General features: G+C 35.4%; 13 protein-coding genes. 12 read left to right on the top strand and 1 reads right to left on the bottom strand.

Features of this window, described 5'->3' with window-relative positions; genetic code table 11:
- Nucleotides 1-139 precede the first annotated feature (139 nt).
- From JML65_RS06175 to JML65_RS06125, 11 genes are all read left to right on the top strand, one after another.
- Nucleotides 140-658 carry an RNA polymerase sigma factor gene (locus JML65_RS06175; RefSeq protein ID WP_047486537.1) on the top strand — a complete coding sequence of 173 codons (519 nt, stop codon included), beginning with the start codon at nucleotides 140-142 and terminating at the stop codon, nucleotides 656-658.
- A gap of 12 nt (nucleotides 659-670) precedes the next feature.
- Nucleotides 671-3,118 carry a vWA domain-containing protein gene (locus JML65_RS06170; protein WP_202270226.1) on the top strand — a complete coding sequence of 816 codons (2,448 nt, stop codon included), beginning with the start codon at nucleotides 671-673 and terminating at the stop codon, nucleotides 3,116-3,118.
- A 64-nt stretch (nucleotides 3,119-3,182) separates the two neighbouring features.
- Nucleotides 3,183-5,951: a hypothetical protein gene (locus JML65_RS06165; RefSeq protein ID WP_202270225.1), complete on the top strand. Its 2,769-nt coding sequence runs from the start codon at nucleotides 3,183-3,185 to the stop codon at nucleotides 5,949-5,951.
- Between the two features lie 3 nt (nucleotides 5,952-5,954).
- A complete protein-coding gene (locus JML65_RS06160) occupies nucleotides 5,955-10,472 on the top strand; it encodes a TonB-dependent receptor plug domain-containing protein (RefSeq protein ID WP_202270224.1) in 4,518 nt (1,505 codons plus the stop codon).
- A gap of 131 nt (nucleotides 10,473-10,603) precedes the next feature.
- Nucleotides 10,604-11,107: a GbsR/MarR family transcriptional regulator gene (locus JML65_RS06155; RefSeq protein ID WP_115917399.1), complete on the top strand. Its 504-nt coding sequence runs from the start codon at nucleotides 10,604-10,606 to the stop codon at nucleotides 11,105-11,107.
- Nucleotides 11,108-11,255: 148 nt separating this feature from the next.
- The gene (locus tag JML65_RS06150) at nucleotides 11,256-12,068 is read left to right on the top strand and encodes a DCC1-like thiol-disulfide oxidoreductase family protein (RefSeq protein WP_202270223.1); all 813 of its coding nucleotides are present in this window, start codon (nucleotides 11,256-11,258) and stop codon (nucleotides 12,066-12,068) included.
- 10 nt (nucleotides 12,069-12,078) lie between these two features.
- Nucleotides 12,079-12,861: a fatty acid desaturase gene (locus tag JML65_RS06145; RefSeq protein ID WP_202270222.1), complete on the top strand. Its 783-nt coding sequence runs from the start codon at nucleotides 12,079-12,081 to the stop codon at nucleotides 12,859-12,861.
- Between the two features lie 2 nt (nucleotides 12,862-12,863).
- Nucleotides 12,864-13,319 (top strand): SRPBCC family protein, encoded by a 456-nt coding sequence (locus JML65_RS06140; RefSeq protein ID WP_202270221.1) that lies wholly within the window; start codon nucleotides 12,864-12,866, stop codon nucleotides 13,317-13,319.
- Nucleotides 13,320-13,393: 74 nt separating this feature from the next.
- Nucleotides 13,394-14,098, top strand: a complete 705-nt coding sequence (locus tag JML65_RS06135; protein WP_202270220.1) for a YqjF family protein — start codon at nucleotides 13,394-13,396, stop codon at nucleotides 14,096-14,098.
- 79 nt (nucleotides 14,099-14,177) lie between these two features.
- Nucleotides 14,178-15,077 carry a TIGR01777 family oxidoreductase gene (locus tag JML65_RS06130; protein ID WP_202270219.1) on the top strand — a complete coding sequence of 300 codons (900 nt, stop codon included), beginning with the start codon at nucleotides 14,178-14,180 and terminating at the stop codon, nucleotides 15,075-15,077.
- 48 nt (nucleotides 15,078-15,125) lie between these two features.
- On the top strand, nucleotides 15,126-16,568 hold the full coding sequence (locus JML65_RS06125; protein ID WP_202270218.1) for an alpha-L-fucosidase: 1,443 nt from the start codon (nucleotides 15,126-15,128) through the stop codon (nucleotides 16,566-16,568).
- Nucleotides 16,569-16,628: 60 nt separating this feature from the next.
- Here JML65_RS06125 and JML65_RS06120 read toward each other — a convergent pair whose 3' ends face one another.
- On the bottom strand, nucleotides 16,629-17,510 hold the full coding sequence (locus tag JML65_RS06120) for a hypothetical protein (protein ID WP_202270217.1): 882 nt from the start codon (nucleotides 17,508-17,510) through the stop codon (nucleotides 16,629-16,631).
- 487 nt (nucleotides 17,511-17,997) lie between these two features.
- On the opposite strand from JML65_RS06120, the gene JML65_RS06115 reads away from it, so the two are divergent.
- On the top strand, nucleotides 17,998-18,261 hold the full coding sequence (locus JML65_RS06115; protein WP_047486520.1) for a hypothetical protein: 264 nt from the start codon (nucleotides 17,998-18,000) through the stop codon (nucleotides 18,259-18,261).
- Nucleotides 18,262-18,432 lie beyond the last annotated feature (171 nt).

Raw genomic sequence — 18,432 nt, 5'->3', positions numbered from 1 at the left:
TAGAGCTTCCCCGGATCCGCTTTTCTGCTTTCTCAGCGGTCTTTGCCTATTCATATATTTACTCTATTTTAGGAAAAAGTTTACCATGTTTCCAACCTACTCAAAAGTTTCTGCATCTATCCTGATATAACTCCTGACTATGGAACGAAAATTATTATTAGAATGCCAGCGTAATGACCGCAATGCCCAGCGGAAGGTTTACGAGAAAATGGCGGGCAGACTGTACGCTGTCTGCAGACGCTATCTGAAAAATGATGAAGATATTGAAGAAGTATTGGCAGATACCTTTTATAAGATCTTCACAAAGATTGACCAGCTTCAGAATCCTGAAACTTTTGAAGCCTGGGCAAGGAAAATTGCAGTGAATGAATGTCTGCAGAAACTAAGAACCAATAAAGTGATGTTTATTTCTTTAGAAGACAACTTTAGCCACTCTTCAGATGGAACGGCTGAAAATATTTCTTTTGAAAAAGATATTATGAGCCTGCTTAGTTTTCTTCCCGAAGGATGCAGAGCAATCTTTAATCTTTTTGCCATTGAAGGCTATCCTCACAAAGAAATTGCCACAATGCTTTCCATAAGTGAAGGAACATCCAAATCTCAGCTCAATTTTGCGAGAAAAAAATTACAGGAACTCTTGGTGAATCAAAACATTTAAACTTTTACAACAATGGAAAATAATCATATAGATCAACAATTCAATGAAGCTTCGAAGCTTTCAGAAGAACCTACGGTTTTTCCTGGTTTTGAAAAAGTCTGGGGAAAAATTGAAGAGAAATTAGACCATAAAGAAGAGAAAAAAAGGACGATCCCTATTTGGTTCCCTTACGGAGTTGCAGCCAGTCTGGTCATAGGGTTAGGAGCTTTATACTTTCTGAATACAAAAGATGCATCAGAGTCTGTACAGCAGTCAATAGCAGATATCAGCACTTCAAAAGAATCTGTTGCCAGTACTAATATTGCCCAAATCGACAGTATAACAAAGATGAACATTCAGAAAGATAAAAATAATGCTGAGCCTGCTGTAGAAAAAATAGCTGTTCATACAGATCCGGTTCCGGGGCAGCCTTTTGATGTGGCGATGCCGTTACCTGTGCCTGCCCCACCTATACCATCAATTCCTAAAATCCAGGTGGCAGCAAATGAATATTATGTGCAAAATGCCAAAAATATTGAAGTTTCAGACAGAAGAAAAGGGGTATATCCACCAGATGGTTATTATACCCAAAATAAAAACGCTGGCGAATATACCCAGCCAATTGAGGAGGTTGTACTGACTGCAATGGGGGTTAAAAGGTCTAAAGCTTCCACGGCATCAGCATCGAGTGTTATTACTTCAAACAGTATTGCTCCTCAAACCTCTGTTGTCAGTACTTTACAGGGAAGAGTTGCAGGAATACAGATAGGATCATCAACAAACAATCAGGTAAAAATCAAGGGGGCGGCATCTGTTGCTCCCGGAAAAGATCCTTTGTACATTGTGAATGGAAAAATTGCTGATGCTGATGATTTCAAAGCGTTGGAACCCAGTAAAATTGAAAACGTAGCCGTATTAAAAGATGCAGCAGCCACAGCATTATACGGAAGCAAAGCCGCTAATGGAATCATTGTGGTTACCACCAAAAAACTTTCAAGAAGGGAAAGAAAAAAAATAGAAAAACTTCAGGAAGAAATCAATAAACAGAAACAGATTTCTCCTGTAGCCAATGATGAAAGCTATGATGCTTTTATAGAGAATCCGTTTGAACTGACCCAAAGTCAGCCATTATCTACATTTTCTATAGACGTCGATAATGCTTCATATTCCAATGTCAGAAGAATGATCAATAATGGAGAAGCTGTCAATAAAAATGCAGTACGGGTAGAAGAGATGATCAATTATTTTACATATGGTTATCCACAACCTAAAAATGCAGATCCTTTTTCTATTAATACGGAATATAATAAAGCACCATGGAATCCTGATCATCAATTGTTGAAAATAGGACTTCAGGGGAAAAATATTCCAATGGATCGTTTACCTGCTTCCAATCTGGTTTTTCTTATCGATGTCTCCGGATCAATGGATGAACAGAATAAGCTGCCGCTACTGAAATCATCTTTTAAGGTACTGCTGAATCAGCTCAGACCTAAAGATAAAGTAGGAATTGTAGTATACGCAGGAAGTGCCGGAATGGTCTTACCTCCCACATCAGCTGGGGAAAAAGATAAAATTATTCAGGCTTTGGATAGATTACAGGCTGGAGGAAGTACAGCAGGAGGGGAAGGAATTGAATTAGCCTATAAACTAGCCCAGGAAAACTTTGTAAAAGACGGAAATAACCGTGTGATCATTGCAACCGATGGAGATTTTAATGTTGGAGAATCATCTACGGCAGATCTTCAGACGCTTATTGAAGAGAAAAGAAAATCCGGAGTTTTTCTTACCTGTTTAGGCTTTGGAATGGGCAACTATAAAGATAATACCCTGGAAACCTTAGCAGATAAAGGAAATGGAAATTATGCCTATATTGACAATATGCAGGAAGCCAATAAGTTTTTGGGAAGAGAATTTGCAGGAAGTATGTATGCCATTGCCAAAGATGTAAAAATTCAGATTGAATTTAATCCGGAGTTTGTAAAATCCTACCGATTGATCGGCTACGAAAACAGAAAGCTGAGAAATGAAGACTTTGTGAATGATAAAATAGATGCCGGAGAACTGGGAAGTGGGCATACGGTTACCGCTTTGTATGAGATCATTCCTGCCAATGTAACATCTGATTTTCTTCCTAAAGAGAGTGGACTGAAATATACACAGACTATCTCTTCAAAGAAATTTGGAGAAGAGCTGGCTACGATCAAATTCAGATATAAAAAACCGGATGAAGAAAAAAGTCAGGAGATCAGTCAGGTCGTTAAAAGTTCTGACCGTAACATCTCTTCAGCAAGTCCGGACTTTAAGTTTGCTTCTTCCGTAGCATGGTTTGGATTGGTACTAAGAGATTCCAAACTGATTAAAGGAAAAGACTTACATGCAATTGAGAATTTGGCCAAAGAAGGGAAAAGTAAAGATGAAGAGGGATATAGAAGCGAATTTATAAGGTTGATAGAGATTTATAAGACAATTCAAAAGTAATCCATGAAAAAAGAAATTTCCTCGGAAGTTTCTTTTTTCATATTTTTAAGCATACTAATAATCGATGAAAAAGAATTATCTGCTGTTATTACCCTTTACGGTTGGCCTATTACAGGCACAAAATTCAAAATTATATTATTCCGGAAAATTTTTAACGTCTAAAAATAAAACACAGAGCTTTCTAAAAGTCTATAATAAGAACAACGGTACTTATGAACTGACTGATGAAGAAGGCTTTGCAATCATTGCTGCAAAACCTTACGACACGCTCGTATGGAATCAGGGGGAAAGTACTCATGTTATTTCTTCTTATGAGGTTAGAGAATTAAAAGCTATTCTTGAAGGCCAGACGGAGAAAAAAAGTGTAGAGAATACATACAGCAAAGCCTATGATAGTATGGTTTCAAAAGAAACTGAAGATGAGTTCAGTATTGAAAAGGCTAAAACATTTTTAAGTAAAAAATCCAACAATAATTTTTACAACATAAGAAGGTTAAGGCAAAAAAGTGATAGTCTTTATACCCTAAAAGGTCTTAATCAGAGAACGATGGTTCTGAATGGAAGCTTTACTAGCTCTCTTGATATTAAAAGCAGAAATGCTGTTCCCAGAATTCAAGATAAATATGTGCAGGGAAGATCAGAAAATGGAAGTCTTATTTGGAATGGACCTGAGACCAACGAAATGTTTAGCTTTGGACCGGATATTTCCACTTTGGGATTTAGCGGATTAGCTTATGAATACGATCAGAATGGAAAGTTGATTCCATGGGTTAATGGACTTCCTCATGCAAAAAAATATAATAACGGTCTTTTTAAAACAACAGTAGGTTACAATAATCAATTGAATATAAGTGCTTTTATAAAAGAAGGAAATAATGAAAAAATCCGGCTTTCATTCAATTTGGGGCAGCAAAAAAACCAGATGTATTTCATAGATCAGTTTGATATTTCCAATACATTTAAAGCAAAGCTGAATACAATTTTTGGTGGATATGCTGTAAATCTTGCTTTTAATTACGAAGAAGATAAAGCAACCAATACCAATAGAATAGGACTGTTCAACAGAGCATATCAGAATTCACTGTTAGCACCGGTTTCTTTTTCAAATGAGCAACAGGTTGTATTGAATAACGGTTCACAGAGAAGTTACAGTATATATGCTGACAATCCATCATTCCTTTTTGAACAGGATAGTAAATACCGCTATCAAAGCCTTCAAAGACAATTCAGCCTTAATATTGCTAAAACATGGGGAGATTTTAGATTAAATCTTAGCCAGTCTTATGAAAACAATAGTATCCAGAACCGGGATCATTATAAACCTTCTACATATGGTTTCAACAACGGATTACTTAATGAAAGGATGCAGAATAACAGTTTATACTATTCTAACGTGCTGGGAACCTATATATTGGGATATGATGATTTTAAAAATACATTCAACCTGAATTTTATTTTAAATGATAGAAAATCAGATGTTTATAATAGCCTGACTGATCGAAATTCTCTTTATCAGAGAACTTCACAAGATTATATTTTTAACTATAATATGGACATCCGTGATTATGATTTTGATGCAGGTTTTAATCTTGGAAATTCATTTTATATTTCCAATACATCTATTAAAAATAACTACTGGCTTCCCAAAGCTAATTTCTATTTGAAATTCAGTGAAATCTTTAATTGGATTAATTATAGTTTTAAGTTGTTTGGAAGCTATACCCAATTAAGCTCTGAGCCTGAAATTACAAGGTCATATGCATCATATGCTACAACGTTACTGAAGGCAGAAAATTATAATCAATATTTCCCTGCACAGGAAGCAGAAAGGTTTAAAGATTTATCCAATATTAATACCAGAGAATGGAAATTAGCAGGTAAACTGAACTTTAGCTATAATATAAGTATTGAAGGAGAGTATTTCAACAAAAAAACTATCGATGATGTATTTCCTGTATTTGAAAACAATCAGCTGAAACTGAAAAATATGGCAGATCATACTTACAGCGGATATGAACTCAATTTTGCTTTTGACCGGTTACGTCTGGGGTATGATGTTTATATGATGCACAAAGTTTCATTTTTCAAATATAAAGATGTTGTAAACCGCATAGCCCCCGGATATCAGAATATGGCCGTTTCGGGGTTTAAAGACATTTATAAAACATTGACAGAAGGACAGGTGTTGGGTGTTGTAATGGGAAGCTATTTTGAAAGGAATGCGGCCGGACAATTAATTATTGATGAGTATGGATTCCCCAAAAAGGCAGCAGGAATGAAAATTATTGCAGATTCTACACCGGATTTCGTTATGAAGTTCAGTCATAGTTTTTTCTACAAAAGACTTTCTTTGGACATCAATTGGGAGTGGAAAAAAGGCGGTCAGCTCTGGAATGGAACACAGGCTGTTCTCGATTATTACGGTCGTTCTTACGATTCAGGAGATGAAAGAAACATAAAAAATTATGTTTTTCAAGGAGTACAGGCTAATGGAAATTCCAATCAAATTCCTGTAGATTTCTATGATTCTGGCCGCACTGTTCAGGAAAACAGATGGACCAGATATGGTTACTTGGGAGTGGCGGAAAACTATATTCAAAATGCAGATTATATAAGGATCAGCAATATTTCACTGTCTTCCAGTTTTCCGATAAACTATGGGAAACAGAATGTTAAGCTTACTTTTTACGTGAATAATCTGATGCTTTGGCAGGCCAATAAAGGAGTAGATCCTAATCAGAATTTTTATGATATGGATAGCGGAAGAGGTTTGGACTTTTTCAACCTTCCTTCTTTTAAAACATTTGGCTGTATTGTTTCACTCAAATTTTAACCTATGAATTTCAAATTTATATCACCCTATATCATCTTGTTGAGTGTACTGTTTTCAACTGTTTTTATGAGAGCACAGCAGCCATTTCAGGATTTTGAAAAAGAAAAAACCTACATTCAGACCAATCATGTTTTTTATAAACCTGGTGAAGGCATGTATTTTAAAATCTACGTTGTAAAGGGGAGCAATAACCTTCCGGTAGAAGAAAGTAGGATTGTTAATTTTGAAATCATTGATCCGGCAGGCAGCGTTTTAAAAAAATTAAAATATGAAATTACCAATGGATACGCCCAGGGCTATTTTTATTTTGATGAAGATATGAAAGGTGGGGAATATACAGTCAGAGCCTTTACCAACTGGATGCAGAATGAGGAAGTAAAAAATGCTTTTGAGAAAGAAATTACTTTACAGAAAATTGTATCTCCAAGGATTTTAATGAAACTTGATTTTCCTAAAAAAGGATATGGTCCTGGAGATGAAGTGACAGCCGATTTTTCAATGAGAAGCCTGAACAACCTTCCAATTCCTTTTTATGAGGCAGACTATATGGTAATGCACAATGGAGAAACCATTTCAGAAGGGAAACTTATCACCAATAAAGAAGGTAAAAAGCAATTAACGTTTAAACTCCCTGAAGTTTTGGAATCCTCCGATGCTCTTTTGAATATTAAAGTGAATTTTGATGGGTTTACAGAATCTATTTCGAGAAATATTCCCATTGTTCTGAATAATCTGGATGTGAAATTTTTACCTGAAGGAGGAACTTTTATTAATGGAATAGAACAAAATATCGCCTTTAAAATTTTGAATGAGTTTGAAAAACCTGTAGACGCTGTTCTAGCTGTTTACAATCAAAAGCATGAAAAGATAAAAGAAATTTCGGCTTATAATTTTGGAATGGGAAGTTTCCGTTTTACCCCTAAAAAAGGAGACACCTACTATGCAAAAGTTTTAAAGCCGGAAAATATATCCCAGACTTTTAATTTTCCGGTGGCAAAAAATGATGGACTTGTTTTAAACATTCAAAATAAAAACAAAAACCTGACTTTTACGATTATTTCAACAGAGGAAAAAACGATTGTTTTGAAAGGAAGCTTCCGTGGAAAAGAAGTGTATAACAAAGTTTTCGCATTAAAAAAAGGAATCAACTCACTTGAAATTGCAGAAAAAGATTTCCCGATAGGAATCTGCAGGTTCACCGTTATGGAAAGCAATATTCCTATTGCAGAACGTATTGTTTTTACCAATAAAGAGAATCAGCTGAATATAAAAATTAAACCTGTAAAGAAACATTATCTACCCAGAGAAAAAGTAATTCTGGAGATTGAAACAACAGATGAGAACAGCAGACCAATTCCTGCGAATCTTGGGTTGAGTGTAGTAGATGATAAACTTTGGACGTATGCCGACGATAAGCAGAATCATATCATTTCATGGCTTCTGATGGACGCTGAGTTGAAAGGGAAAATTGAAAAGCCACAGTTCTATTTCGATAAAAAAGAAGAAAAAGCAGATAAAAGTTTGGATCTTGTTATGTTAACGAATGGTTACAGATATTTTGAGCTTATCCCGGAAATCATAAAAAACAATAAATACAAATACCTTCCTGAAAGGAAAAATACAGTCTATGGAGTAGTAGAAGATGAAAACAAAACCCCTGTGAAGGCAGAAGTTTTTCTTTTGGATATATATGATAAAAAAATTCTTAAGCAGGCCGTAGCAGAAAATGGGAAGTTTTATTTTTCAGATTTAAATGCAGGTAGTTCCTATAAAATTATTGCCAAATCTTTACAGCCTAAACATAAGCTGAAGATTAGGGTGTTGTCTTATAATCTGGATATTAATCCTTTAGCAAAACAGAAACTTACCAATATAGATGTGGAAGAAATCATAAATGAAGGAGAAAGAAGGGAAGAAACAATAAAAGAAAACAGAACTAATAAACAACAGTTAAATAAACCAGGGCGCTCAAGAACTGATACCATTCAGAATAAAAAGATTGAAGAAGTAGTCGTTGTAGGCTATAATGTCAATAAAGATAAAGCTTTAGCTACTTCTACAACAATACTATCTTCTACGGAACTTCAGAATCCCAATATAACTTCATTATTGAGTGGAAAAGTAGCAGGTATAATTGTAAAATCTTCAGAACAGGCAGGGGCGGGACCCCAGATCAACATTAGAGGAGCTGCTTCCATTCCCAATAAAAATCCATTATTTATTGTTGATGGAGCTCCTGTAGAAAACTTTAATACTACCATAAACCCGAATGACATCAACAGTATAGTCATTCTCAAAGATGCTGCTGCTACAGCTATTTATGGTAGTAGAGCCGCAAATGGAGTAGTGATTATTAGCTCGTCCAGAAACAGTAATTCAGAAATCAATTTTGATATCACCCCGAAATCATACATTGCTGTGGAAGCTTTGCCACATGGAAGATTTATTTCATATGCTTCATCTAGAGAATTTGTCTATCCTGAATATAAAACAACTAATACATCCTACCGATTTGATTACAGAGAAGCTCTTTACTGGAATCCGGTTGTGGAAACGGATAAAAATGGAAAAGCAAAAGTGGAATTTTATAATTCAGACGCCAATTCTACTTTTAGGATTATGGCAGAGGGTATTTCTGCAACAGGACTTTTGGGAAGAGATGAAAGCACCTATGCTGCGCAGAGCATTATTTCAATAGATGCTAAAATTCCGCAATATCTCACAAGAACAGATATGATGACCATTCCTGTCATTATTAAAAATAACTCGCCGGAGACTCGCATAATGTCTATGGATGTGATAGTGCCCAATTATGTAAAGCTGGTGAAGGCTGATACTCTTATTACCCTCAAACCATTGGAATCAGGAAGGTTATTTGTTACAATACAAACCGATGAGTTGGTGAATTCTGATATCCAGTTTACTGTAAGGTCCGAAAATTTTAGAGAGTCAATGATTCTTCCATTTAAAGTGGAAGAGAAGGGGTTTCCCTATCATTTTTCAGTTATCAATAATAAAAAAGAAGAGATAAAAATAAATATTCCAGAGTATATTAACGGAAGTTTGTACTCTTCTTATTATATATTTGAAAATAGGGCTCTGCAGATGTTTGAGGATATAGAAGGGTTAAAGAAAGAACCCTATGGATGCTTTGAACAGCTTTCTTCAACGGTCTATCCCAATATTTTTATTCTTGATTATTTAAAGTCGACTAAAAAAATCGATATCGTTACAGAGAATCTTGTCATGAAGAACCTGAAAAAAGGTTTCCAAAAAATGCTGAGCTATAAAAATAAAGACGGAGGTTTCGGGTATTTCAACGATACTGAATCAGATGTAGCGCTTTCTGCATTTGCCCTATTAGAATTTACAGATTTAAAAAAATATGTATATCCAGATGCTAAGATGATTCAGGGACTTTCTTCATTTATTTTATCCAGGAAAAATGCAAACGGATTATTTGAAGTAAGAAGATGGTATGAATCAAAGGATACCTATACAGAATCCTCGTGGTCAAGAAATATGTATGTCGTATATGCTTTATCTAAGCTAGGCTTTAAAAACGAAATTGAAGATTCCTTTAACGTAATGATGAAAAGGGCTTTGGCCACTAAAGATTCTTACCAACTTGTTTTACTTGCTAATGCTTCTGCAAACCTTGGAAAACAAAAGGAATATGATGATCTGATGAAGATTCTGTATCAACAGTATGAAACAAAGAATGCAAAATCCAGAATTACATTTACAGGTTCATGGGGACGTTCTGCTGATGCAGAAACTCTTTCATTGTATATGATGGCGCTTCAAAAAGATGAAAAACTGAACCAGTTGAAAATTGCGGAAGCTGCAGATCAGCTTATGGGCTTTAATGGATATTTTGGGTTTGGTTCTACTCAGGCAACAACGCTGGCAATGCAGGCTATGTCTGAGTTTTTGTCCAAAAATGAAAAATTATACGGAACTGAAAAACCGGTCATCACGATTAATAAAGCTCAAGCCTTGCCTAATATGAGTCTCTCATCAGCATATAAGACAGGAGAAAATAATATCCATATTTATTATCCGTCTCAAAATGGACTGACTTACAAGCTGGAATATCAATATCATACACTGCAGGCTCCGGTAAGCAAAGATGTTCCTCTTATAATGGAAACAAAACTAAAATCAGGAGTGTCTAAAGTAGGAGAGACAAACAGAATGACCATTGCTATTAAAAATAAAATAAACGGACAGTTGCCAATGACCATAGCCAAAATTGGTATTCCTGCGGGGCTTAGCCTGCAAAATGCTTTACTTAAAGATCTGATTGATAAAAAACAGGTTTCTTACTATGAGATCTTTGATAATTATCTTGTATTGTACTGGGAACATTTTAATGCGCAGGAAATAAAGACAATCAATCTGGACCTTAAAGTAGAGTTTGCAGGAACGTATACCGGGAAATCAAGCAATGTTTATCTTTATTATATGCCAGAAGCAAAGTACTGGAATCAAGGAATAACGGCAAGCATTGAACCTTAATTTTAATTTTTATAAAACGGAACAGGCATCTACAAAGGATGTCTGTTTTATTTTAAAATTAATTTTCAAAAATTATTGAAAATTCGAAAAATATAATTAGATTTGTAATAGAAATTGAAAAGCTAAACACAATGCAACTTTCAGAAGCAAAAGAAAAATATATTCAAACCTGGGGAACCTTTGCTACCAATTGGGGAATTAACCGTACCATGGCACAGGTACATGCCTTACTGTTGGCAAGTGATAAACCTTTGTCTACAGATGAGGTAATGGAGCAGCTGGAAATTTCAAGAGGAAATGCCAATATGAATCTGCGGGCTTTAATGGATTGGGGTATTGTAAGAAAGGAATTTATTAAGGGAGACCGGAAAGAATATTTCGTAGCAGAAAAGGATGTGTGGTACCTGTTCAAACAAATTACCAAGGAGCGTAGAAAAAGAGAAATTGAACCTGTCATTTCTTTCCTTGAGGAACTGAAGAATATTGAAGATAAGGATTCGGAAGGGGCAAAAGAATTCATCAAGTTAATGGAAGATTTCAGCTCTGTCACTGGAAAGATCAACAATATTATGGATCTGGCGATAAAAAGCGATGATCATTGGCTGGTAGGAAAAATTACTAATTTATTGAAATAGAAAGAGGATGAAAATCCTTTTTTATTTCAAATTAACTTTCAAAAATTACTGAAAGTTTTAAATAAATAATAATTATGAAAAACTTTATCATTCATTTATTTCTGATTTTGTATTTCAGAAAAAGAGGAACCCATTAAAAATAATGACCATGAAGACCTTAAAAAATCACACGCTAATCTACGACAACGAATGTCCGATGTGTAATCTATATTCCCGGGGCTTCACAAAATCGGGGATGCTTGATGAAAACGGCAGAGAAGCTTTTACAGAAATTTCATCAAGAAATAAAGACCTGATAGATGTCCATCGGGCAAAAAATGAAATTGCATTGGTAGACGATAACAGCAATGAAGTGATCTATGGATTAGACAGTCTACTTCTGATTATTGGAAATTCTTTCCCACAGTTGGAAAAGATAGCAAGACTACAACCTCTTTATTGGTTTTTCAAAAAACTCTATTCTTTTGTCTCTTACAATAGAAAACAGATTATTCCATCAGCAGAAAATGGTGCAGAAGACGCCTGTGTTCCTGACTTTAATTTAAAATACAGATTATTGTATATAGCGTTTGTTGCGGTTTTCTCTGCCTGGATTTTAAGTATGTTTTCCGGAAAGCTGGGGGTAAACTTGGACCGTAATTTCTTAAGAGAGTTTGCCGTTTGCCTGGGGCAGATCTTCTGGCAGACTGTTTTTCTAAGAATCTATTTAAAAGATAAAATCTGGGATTACCTGGGAAATATGATGACGGTTTCTTTAATCGGAACCCTACTCCTGATACCGACTTTGTGGACAGATTTTGATTCTCTTCTTTACATGATTTATTTTGGAATTGTAGTCTTTATCATGTTTCTGGAGCATTTGAGAAGGTGTAAAATACTAAAGCTCAATTATATTTCTACTATTTCCTGGATTCTATTCAGAACAATAGCGTTGGGTATCATTATTCTGACAACTCTTTAAAATAAAAACAATGAACCACCTGGAACTTATCAGACAAGTAGAATGGAAAGATCTTAAAAAACTTTCTGTTAAAGAAATGTTGATTGAAAATAATATCAGCCTGCCATGGCTTTTTATTTCATTGATTTTAGCGTATCATGGGTATTATGGGATCGCATTGCCGTTTTCAGGATTTTATTTTCTGACAGCACTGAGGCAGGTACATAACGGTTTTCACAACTCATTGGGAACCGGAAAGTTGCTGACATGGCTGTCACTGTATCTGAACAGTATTTTAATGATGGCTTCTATTCATGCGGTAAAGTTCAATCATATCAGACATCATAAATTTTGTCTGTCTGAAGAAGATTATGAAGGAAAATCTGCTTCTATGAAATGGTATGAAGCTATTTTATACGGACCCCAACATATGTTTTTGATTCACTGGATTACTTTAAAAAAAGCAAATACAATGTATGTGAAAAATATGATGGTAGAGCTGCTTTCAATAGCTGTTTTTATATCTGTCGTATTCTATTTTCAAATCCACTTTCTGATGTACCACCTACTGATCATGTTTTTTGGTGAACTCTTGATGGCCTTTTTTGCGGTGTGGACAGTTCATCACGACACTCATGAAAATCCAAATGTAGCAAGAACTCAGCGGGGATTTTGGAAAAACAAACTGACCTTCAGTATGTTTTATCATATGGAACATCATCTTTTTCCCGCCGTTCCCACCATTAAACTCCCCGAATTGGCAGAAAGAATAGATAAAACCTTACCGGAATTACATAAAAAACAAACTTTTTGAAAATGCCTGAAATATATTTGGAAACACTAATCGATGCTGATATACACCATGTTTTTGATCTGGCAAGAGATATTGATCTGCACCAAAAATCAACTTCAAGATCCAATGAAAAAGCAATTGCAGGACGGACATCCGGCCTGATTGAAAAAAATGAAACCGTGACCTGGAGAGCAAAACATCTGGGGGTCTATCAAACCCTTACCACTAAGATCATCAGTATGGAAAAACCACATCAGTTCACCGATATTATGCTGAAAGGCGCTTTTAAATCTATGCGCCATCAGCATATGTTCAGAGACGTAGAAGGAAAAACTCTGATGACAGATCGTTTTGAATTTGAATCTCCATTCGGAATCATAGGAAAACTGTTTAATACAATCTATCTCACTCACTACCTCAAAACCTTTCTTCTGGAAAGAAATGAGTTAATAAAAACCATCGCTGAAAAACTGAAATGAGGGACTGAGCAACTATTTAATCCGGGATAGAATACAAGTTTATTAAAGATATAACGATCAAAAAATACACGATTATGAATTTTTTAAAAGCCGAATGGCGTAAATTAGCCATTATTAATTACGAAGTCGATCCTGAAGTATTGCTGACCTATTTACCTCAAGGGACTGAGCTGGATTTTTATAAAGGGAAGTGCTATGTAAGCTTGGTGGGTTTTATGTTTTTAAATACAAAATTATTAGGTTTTCCTATTCCTTTTCACAGAAATTTCGAAGAAGTAAATCTTCGGTTTTATGTAAAGAAGTATGAAAACGGAATTTGGAAAAGAGGAGTGGTTTTTGTCAAAGAGATAGTCCCTAAACCGGCTTTGAGTTTTGTAGCCAATTCTATTTATCAAGAAAACTATCATACAATGCCTATGAAAAATAAGATCTGTGAGAGTGGCAATGAGCTGCTGATCAAATATTCCTGGAAAGACAAAAACTGGCATTCCATTCAGATTACAGCGGAGAATACAGCACAACCCATGGAGTCTGATTCTGAATTTGAATTTATCACAGAACATTATTATGGTTTTACCAAAAAAGATCATACAACTTCAGAATATGAGGTCTGCCATCCAAAATGGGAGTTTTATCAGGTGAAAGATCATGAACTGGAAATTGATTTCGGAACAGTCTACGGTCAGGATTTTGAATGCCTGAACCTCCAGAGACCTATTTCTGTAATGCTTGCGGAAGGTTCTGATATTAAAGTGAAAACGAAGAAATATATAGGGTGAAAGAAACTTATTGGAGAAGACATCATATAAACATTGTAAAATCCAATACCTTATACCTCAAATTTTTAAACCTTAGAAAATGAAAATTATCATAGCCGGTGGGGCCGGATTTCTTGGCGACAACCTGGAAAAGTATTTTACTGGAAAAGGCGATCAGGTACTCATCTTAACCCGAAAGCCCAAACGTAAAAATGAATTGTACTGGAATGCAAAAACTGTAGGGGAATGGAGAAATAGCCTTGAAAAAGCAGATGTTCTGATCAACCTTACAGGAAAATCTGTTGATTGCCGCTATACTGAGAAAAATAAGCGGGAGATTTACTCTTCCAGAATAGACTCTACTCAAGTATTGCAGGAAGCCGTAAACAATTGCCTGGATAAGCCGAAAATCTGGCTGAACGCAAGCTCTGCAACCATCTATGTACATTCAGAAAAACATTTGAATACTGAGGAAAATGGGGTGATAGGCGATGATTTTTCAATGAATATCTGTAAGAGTTGGGAAGAAAAGTTCTTTACCGTTAAAAATGAAGAGACCAGAAAAGTAGCACTCCGTACCTCTATTGTTATGGGAAATAACGGAGGGGCTTTTCCAAAATTAAAACTGATTACAAAGCTGGGCTTGGGAGGCAAGCAGGGACGAGGTCAGCAAATGGTAAGCTGGATTCATATTGATGACTTCTGTAAAGCTGTGGAATGGATTATAAATAATGAAAATATTCAGGGAGCAGTCAATGTAACCGCTCCAAATCCTGTATCCAATGAAGAGATGATGAGAAAATTAAGAAAACAGCTGAATATTCCTTTTGGACTTAATGCACCGGTTTGGCAATTGGAAATAGCCTCTATCCTGCTGAAAACAGAGACCGAGCTGTTGCTCAAAAGCCGGAACGTTTATCCTGAAAAACTGAGTAAAACAGGATTTGAATTTTCTTATCCCGGGATAGATGAAACTATAGATCATCTTTTGAAAACCTGATATTGTATTTCATGGAAAGATAATTAAATTAGCCAAAACGATTTCCATATGCCAGCCAGACAAAAAACAAAAGTTATTGTTCTTTCTTCATTTTTGATTACTGCAAAGCTTTTATCTCAAGCCCATAATGTTTCTGAAGGGTATCAAAAGCCTGTAGATCCTGTTGTTGCAAAAAATGTAGAAGAATGGCAGGATCTGAAATTCGGTTTGTTTATGCATTGGGGAACTTACAGTCAATGGGGAATTGTCGAAAGCTGGAGCTTATGTCCTGAAGATGAGTCCTGGACTCAGAGAAAACCCGAACATGGGAAATCGTATTATGAGTATGTGAAAAACTACGAAAACCTTCAGACCAGTTTCAATCCTGTAAGGTTTAATCCTCAAAAATGGGCGGATGCCACAAAAAAAGCAGGAATGAAATATGTGGTTTTTACTACAAAACACCACGATGGTTTTGCCATGTTTGATACAAAACAGTCCGATTATAAAATAACATCAGCAAAAACCCCGTTTTCGAAGAATCCGAAAGCAGACATTACAAAAGAAATTTTTAGTACATTCAGAAAAGAAGGTTTTAAAATCGGAGCTTATTTTTCGAAACCTGACTGGCATTCAGACGACTATTGGTGGTCTTACTTTCCACCGAAAGACAGAAATGTCAATTATGACCCTAAGAAATACCCTGAAAAATGGAAAAGCTTTAAGAACTTTACTTTTAATCAGCTGAATGAGATTACTTCCGGATATGGAAAAATTGATATTCTTTGGCTGGATGGTGGTTGGGTCCGCCCTTTCAATACAATAGATCCAAAGGTAGAGTGGCAGAGGACTATCAAAGTGGAACAGGATATTGACATGGATAAAATAGGTGCAATGGCCCGCAAAAATCAACCGGGGATTATTATGGTAGACCGTACCGTTCCCGGAAAATGGGAGAATTATATAACCCCCGAGCAGGCTGTTCCGGAACAGCCTCTTTCTGTTCCTTGGGAAAGCTGTATCACTATGGGCGATTCTTTCTCCTATGTTCCTAATGATAATTATAAATCATCTCAAAAAATCATTGAAACCCTGGTGAAAATTATTTCCCGGGGAGGAAATTACCTGATGAATATTGCACCGGGCCCCGATGGTGATTATGATGCCGTGGTTTACGAAAGGTTAAAAGAAATTTCCGGTTGGATGGAGAAAAACCAATCGGCGGTGTTTGCAACAAGAAGCGTAGCCCCTTATCATGAAGGAGAATTTTATTATACCCGGAGCAAAGATGGCAATACTTTAAATATTTTCCATCTGGATACGCAGTCAGAATACCGGGCTCCGTCAGAGCTTACCTTTGCTATTCCAGAACAATTCACTCCAACATCACTGAAAATTCTCGGCATTTCTTCTCAAGTTCAATGGAAGAAAAACGGAAGTACAATTAAAGTACAGCTTCCGCAAGACCGGACAGCATTAAAATATGCTGCTGTCATTCAGATAAGGCAGTAAATACAAAATAAAAAAGAGCAGAATGGATCTGCTCTTATAAAATATAATATTTTAAAATCTTTAGTATTTTCTGGCCAACAGAAGGTTCAGTAAGAAGGTACCGGTCCAGTTACTGTTGTTGGTACCGTTAGTTCCAATGAAATCTATACGGGCAACAGATACGGTAAGTCTGGTTTTTCCACTTGTTCCGTTATTAGCAAGACTTACAAATGATGCTGTAAATACATCAGGAAAACTTGAATTATTTCCCGCTGTAAGAATAGGGTACATATTGGTTACGTTGAAAGGGGCTCCCTGATATTCATAAACAATAGTCATTCTACTTGTATTGGAGTACGAAGCTGTATGGGCATTGGTTACTGATGATTTACTGATAATCCACCATAGATCTGTTCCTGATCCGGTATCATAAGAAGTATTGGCATGGTTTGTCCAGTCTGCAACTCCCGGTGATCCGTTTCCATGAGGAGGAATAGACAATTGAGAACCGTAAATCTCCACGTTACTTGGCTTAGGAAGAACGGTAAAAGAGAGATCCCAAGTTCCACCAGTAGTATTCGCATTGTTCACTACTTCCGCATAAGCTCCTACCGGCACTACAAAAGAAGGAACAGGAACACTGTCTATTCTCAAAGTATTACCTCCGGAAGGTTGAATGGTAAGGTTAGAGGTAGAAATATTTTTAATTTTATAAATCCTACCAGTATAGCTGCTTGTTCCACTTCCAATAACCGGAAGCGTAAAAGTGGTATTACCTGTCCCGTTATAGGTAATATAATGATCAGTAGCGGTAATAGCATATGTGTTCGTTGTTACTTCCTTGTAGCCCGCTCTCAGAGATCCGTTTACTGCTAAAGTACTGTTGGGAGTTGAGGTGTTAATACCAACCTGTGCATTCAGCGTAAGTGCCCCGAATAAGAAAATCGAAATGTATTTTTTCATATTCATTTTTTTTAATTGTTTGTACAAAAATATAAAAAATTCATACGTAATTTGCTTTATGTTAAACATTTTATATATTCTTAACATAAATCTCCAATGCGTGATATTTACTATTTGTTAGACTTATTTTTAAACAAGCTTATAGGTAATTCTCTCATTTTCTGAAAGATAATAGCTATAATGCTATCGAAAATAACCTTCACAAATGATCCACTCACTTTCTCTATTCATCAGTAATCAAGATGGCTTTTTTTGTCTTTTGCAGACTATTTTAGATTTTTTTTTTCAAGTAAAAATAGTAGATGTTTTATATTTTTATGGTGCCGGAATGAAAATTAATGGAAAATAAATTATAAATATATTTTATTGTATAATCTTAAATGCAATTTTTTGAATATGGTATAGTATGTGCATTCTTATGATGAAGATGAATAATTTTAATTCAATATAATTAATTGATTAATATTATTTTAAAAATATAAACATCATGAATAAGTTATTTATTTCCACGTTGTTGGTACTAGGTTTATCAATGAATGTTTGTGCCCAAAAACGCCCACCTCTTCCTCCACATCCGTCAAAAACTGAGCTGGTAGATGCTAAAATGCGTGAACTCGATAAAAGATACAATACTGAAAAGAAATTGATTTTGAATCATCCGCTTGCGACCAAACAGATGAAAAGAGATCAATTAAAAGCTTTAAATAAAAGATATCAAAGTGAGAAACGATTGCTTAGAAGTCTTAAATAATATGGATTTCTTACACTTATTAAAATAAGATAAGTCAAATTTCACATGTTTGATTTTGTGAAATTTGTAATTCTCTATATGATTTATTGAAAAGGGGTGCTATTGTGTACTCTTTTTTTTATTTAAAATTGAATGAAATAAGCTTGTTGGTGCATTTTTAGATCAATTTCC

The organism is Chryseobacterium sp. KMC2 (assembly GCF_016756935.1).
Lineage (GTDB): Bacteria > Bacteroidota > Bacteroidia > Flavobacteriales > Weeksellaceae > Chryseobacterium > Chryseobacterium rhizosphaerae.
This window is presented reverse-complemented; position numbering and strand designations above follow the sequence as displayed.

What these genes read in the sequence shown, in the direction of transcription:
- JML65_RS06175 (WP_047486537.1), top strand. Translation starts at nt 140, where the DNA reads ATGGAACGAAAATTATTATTAGAATGCCAGCGTAATGACCGCAATGCC.
- JML65_RS06170 (WP_202270226.1), top strand. Translation starts at nt 671, where the DNA reads ATGGAAAATAATCATATAGATCAACAATTCAATGAAGCTTCGAAGCTT.
- JML65_RS06165 (WP_202270225.1), top strand. Translation starts at nt 3,183, where the DNA reads ATGAAAAAGAATTATCTGCTGTTATTACCCTTTACGGTTGGCCTATTA.
- JML65_RS06160 (WP_202270224.1), top strand. Translation starts at nt 5,955, where the DNA reads ATGAATTTCAAATTTATATCACCCTATATCATCTTGTTGAGTGTACTG.
- JML65_RS06155 (WP_115917399.1), top strand. Translation starts at nt 10,604, where the DNA reads ATGCAACTTTCAGAAGCAAAAGAAAAATATATTCAAACCTGGGGAACC.
- JML65_RS06150 (WP_202270223.1), top strand. Translation starts at nt 11,256, where the DNA reads ATGAAGACCTTAAAAAATCACACGCTAATCTACGACAACGAATGTCCG.
- JML65_RS06145 (WP_202270222.1), top strand. Translation starts at nt 12,079, where the DNA reads ATGAACCACCTGGAACTTATCAGACAAGTAGAATGGAAAGATCTTAAA.
- JML65_RS06140 (WP_202270221.1), top strand. Translation starts at nt 12,864, where the DNA reads ATGCCTGAAATATATTTGGAAACACTAATCGATGCTGATATACACCAT.
- JML65_RS06135 (WP_202270220.1), top strand. Translation starts at nt 13,394, where the DNA reads ATGAATTTTTTAAAAGCCGAATGGCGTAAATTAGCCATTATTAATTAC.
- JML65_RS06130 (WP_202270219.1), top strand. Translation starts at nt 14,178, where the DNA reads ATGAAAATTATCATAGCCGGTGGGGCCGGATTTCTTGGCGACAACCTG.
- JML65_RS06125 (WP_202270218.1), top strand. Translation starts at nt 15,126, where the DNA reads ATGCCAGCCAGACAAAAAACAAAAGTTATTGTTCTTTCTTCATTTTTG.
- JML65_RS06120 (WP_202270217.1), bottom strand. Translation starts at nt 17,510, where the DNA reads ATGAAAAAATACATTTCGATTTTCTTATTCGGGGCACTTACGCTGAAT.
- JML65_RS06115 (WP_047486520.1), top strand. Translation starts at nt 17,998, where the DNA reads ATGAATAAGTTATTTATTTCCACGTTGTTGGTACTAGGTTTATCAATG.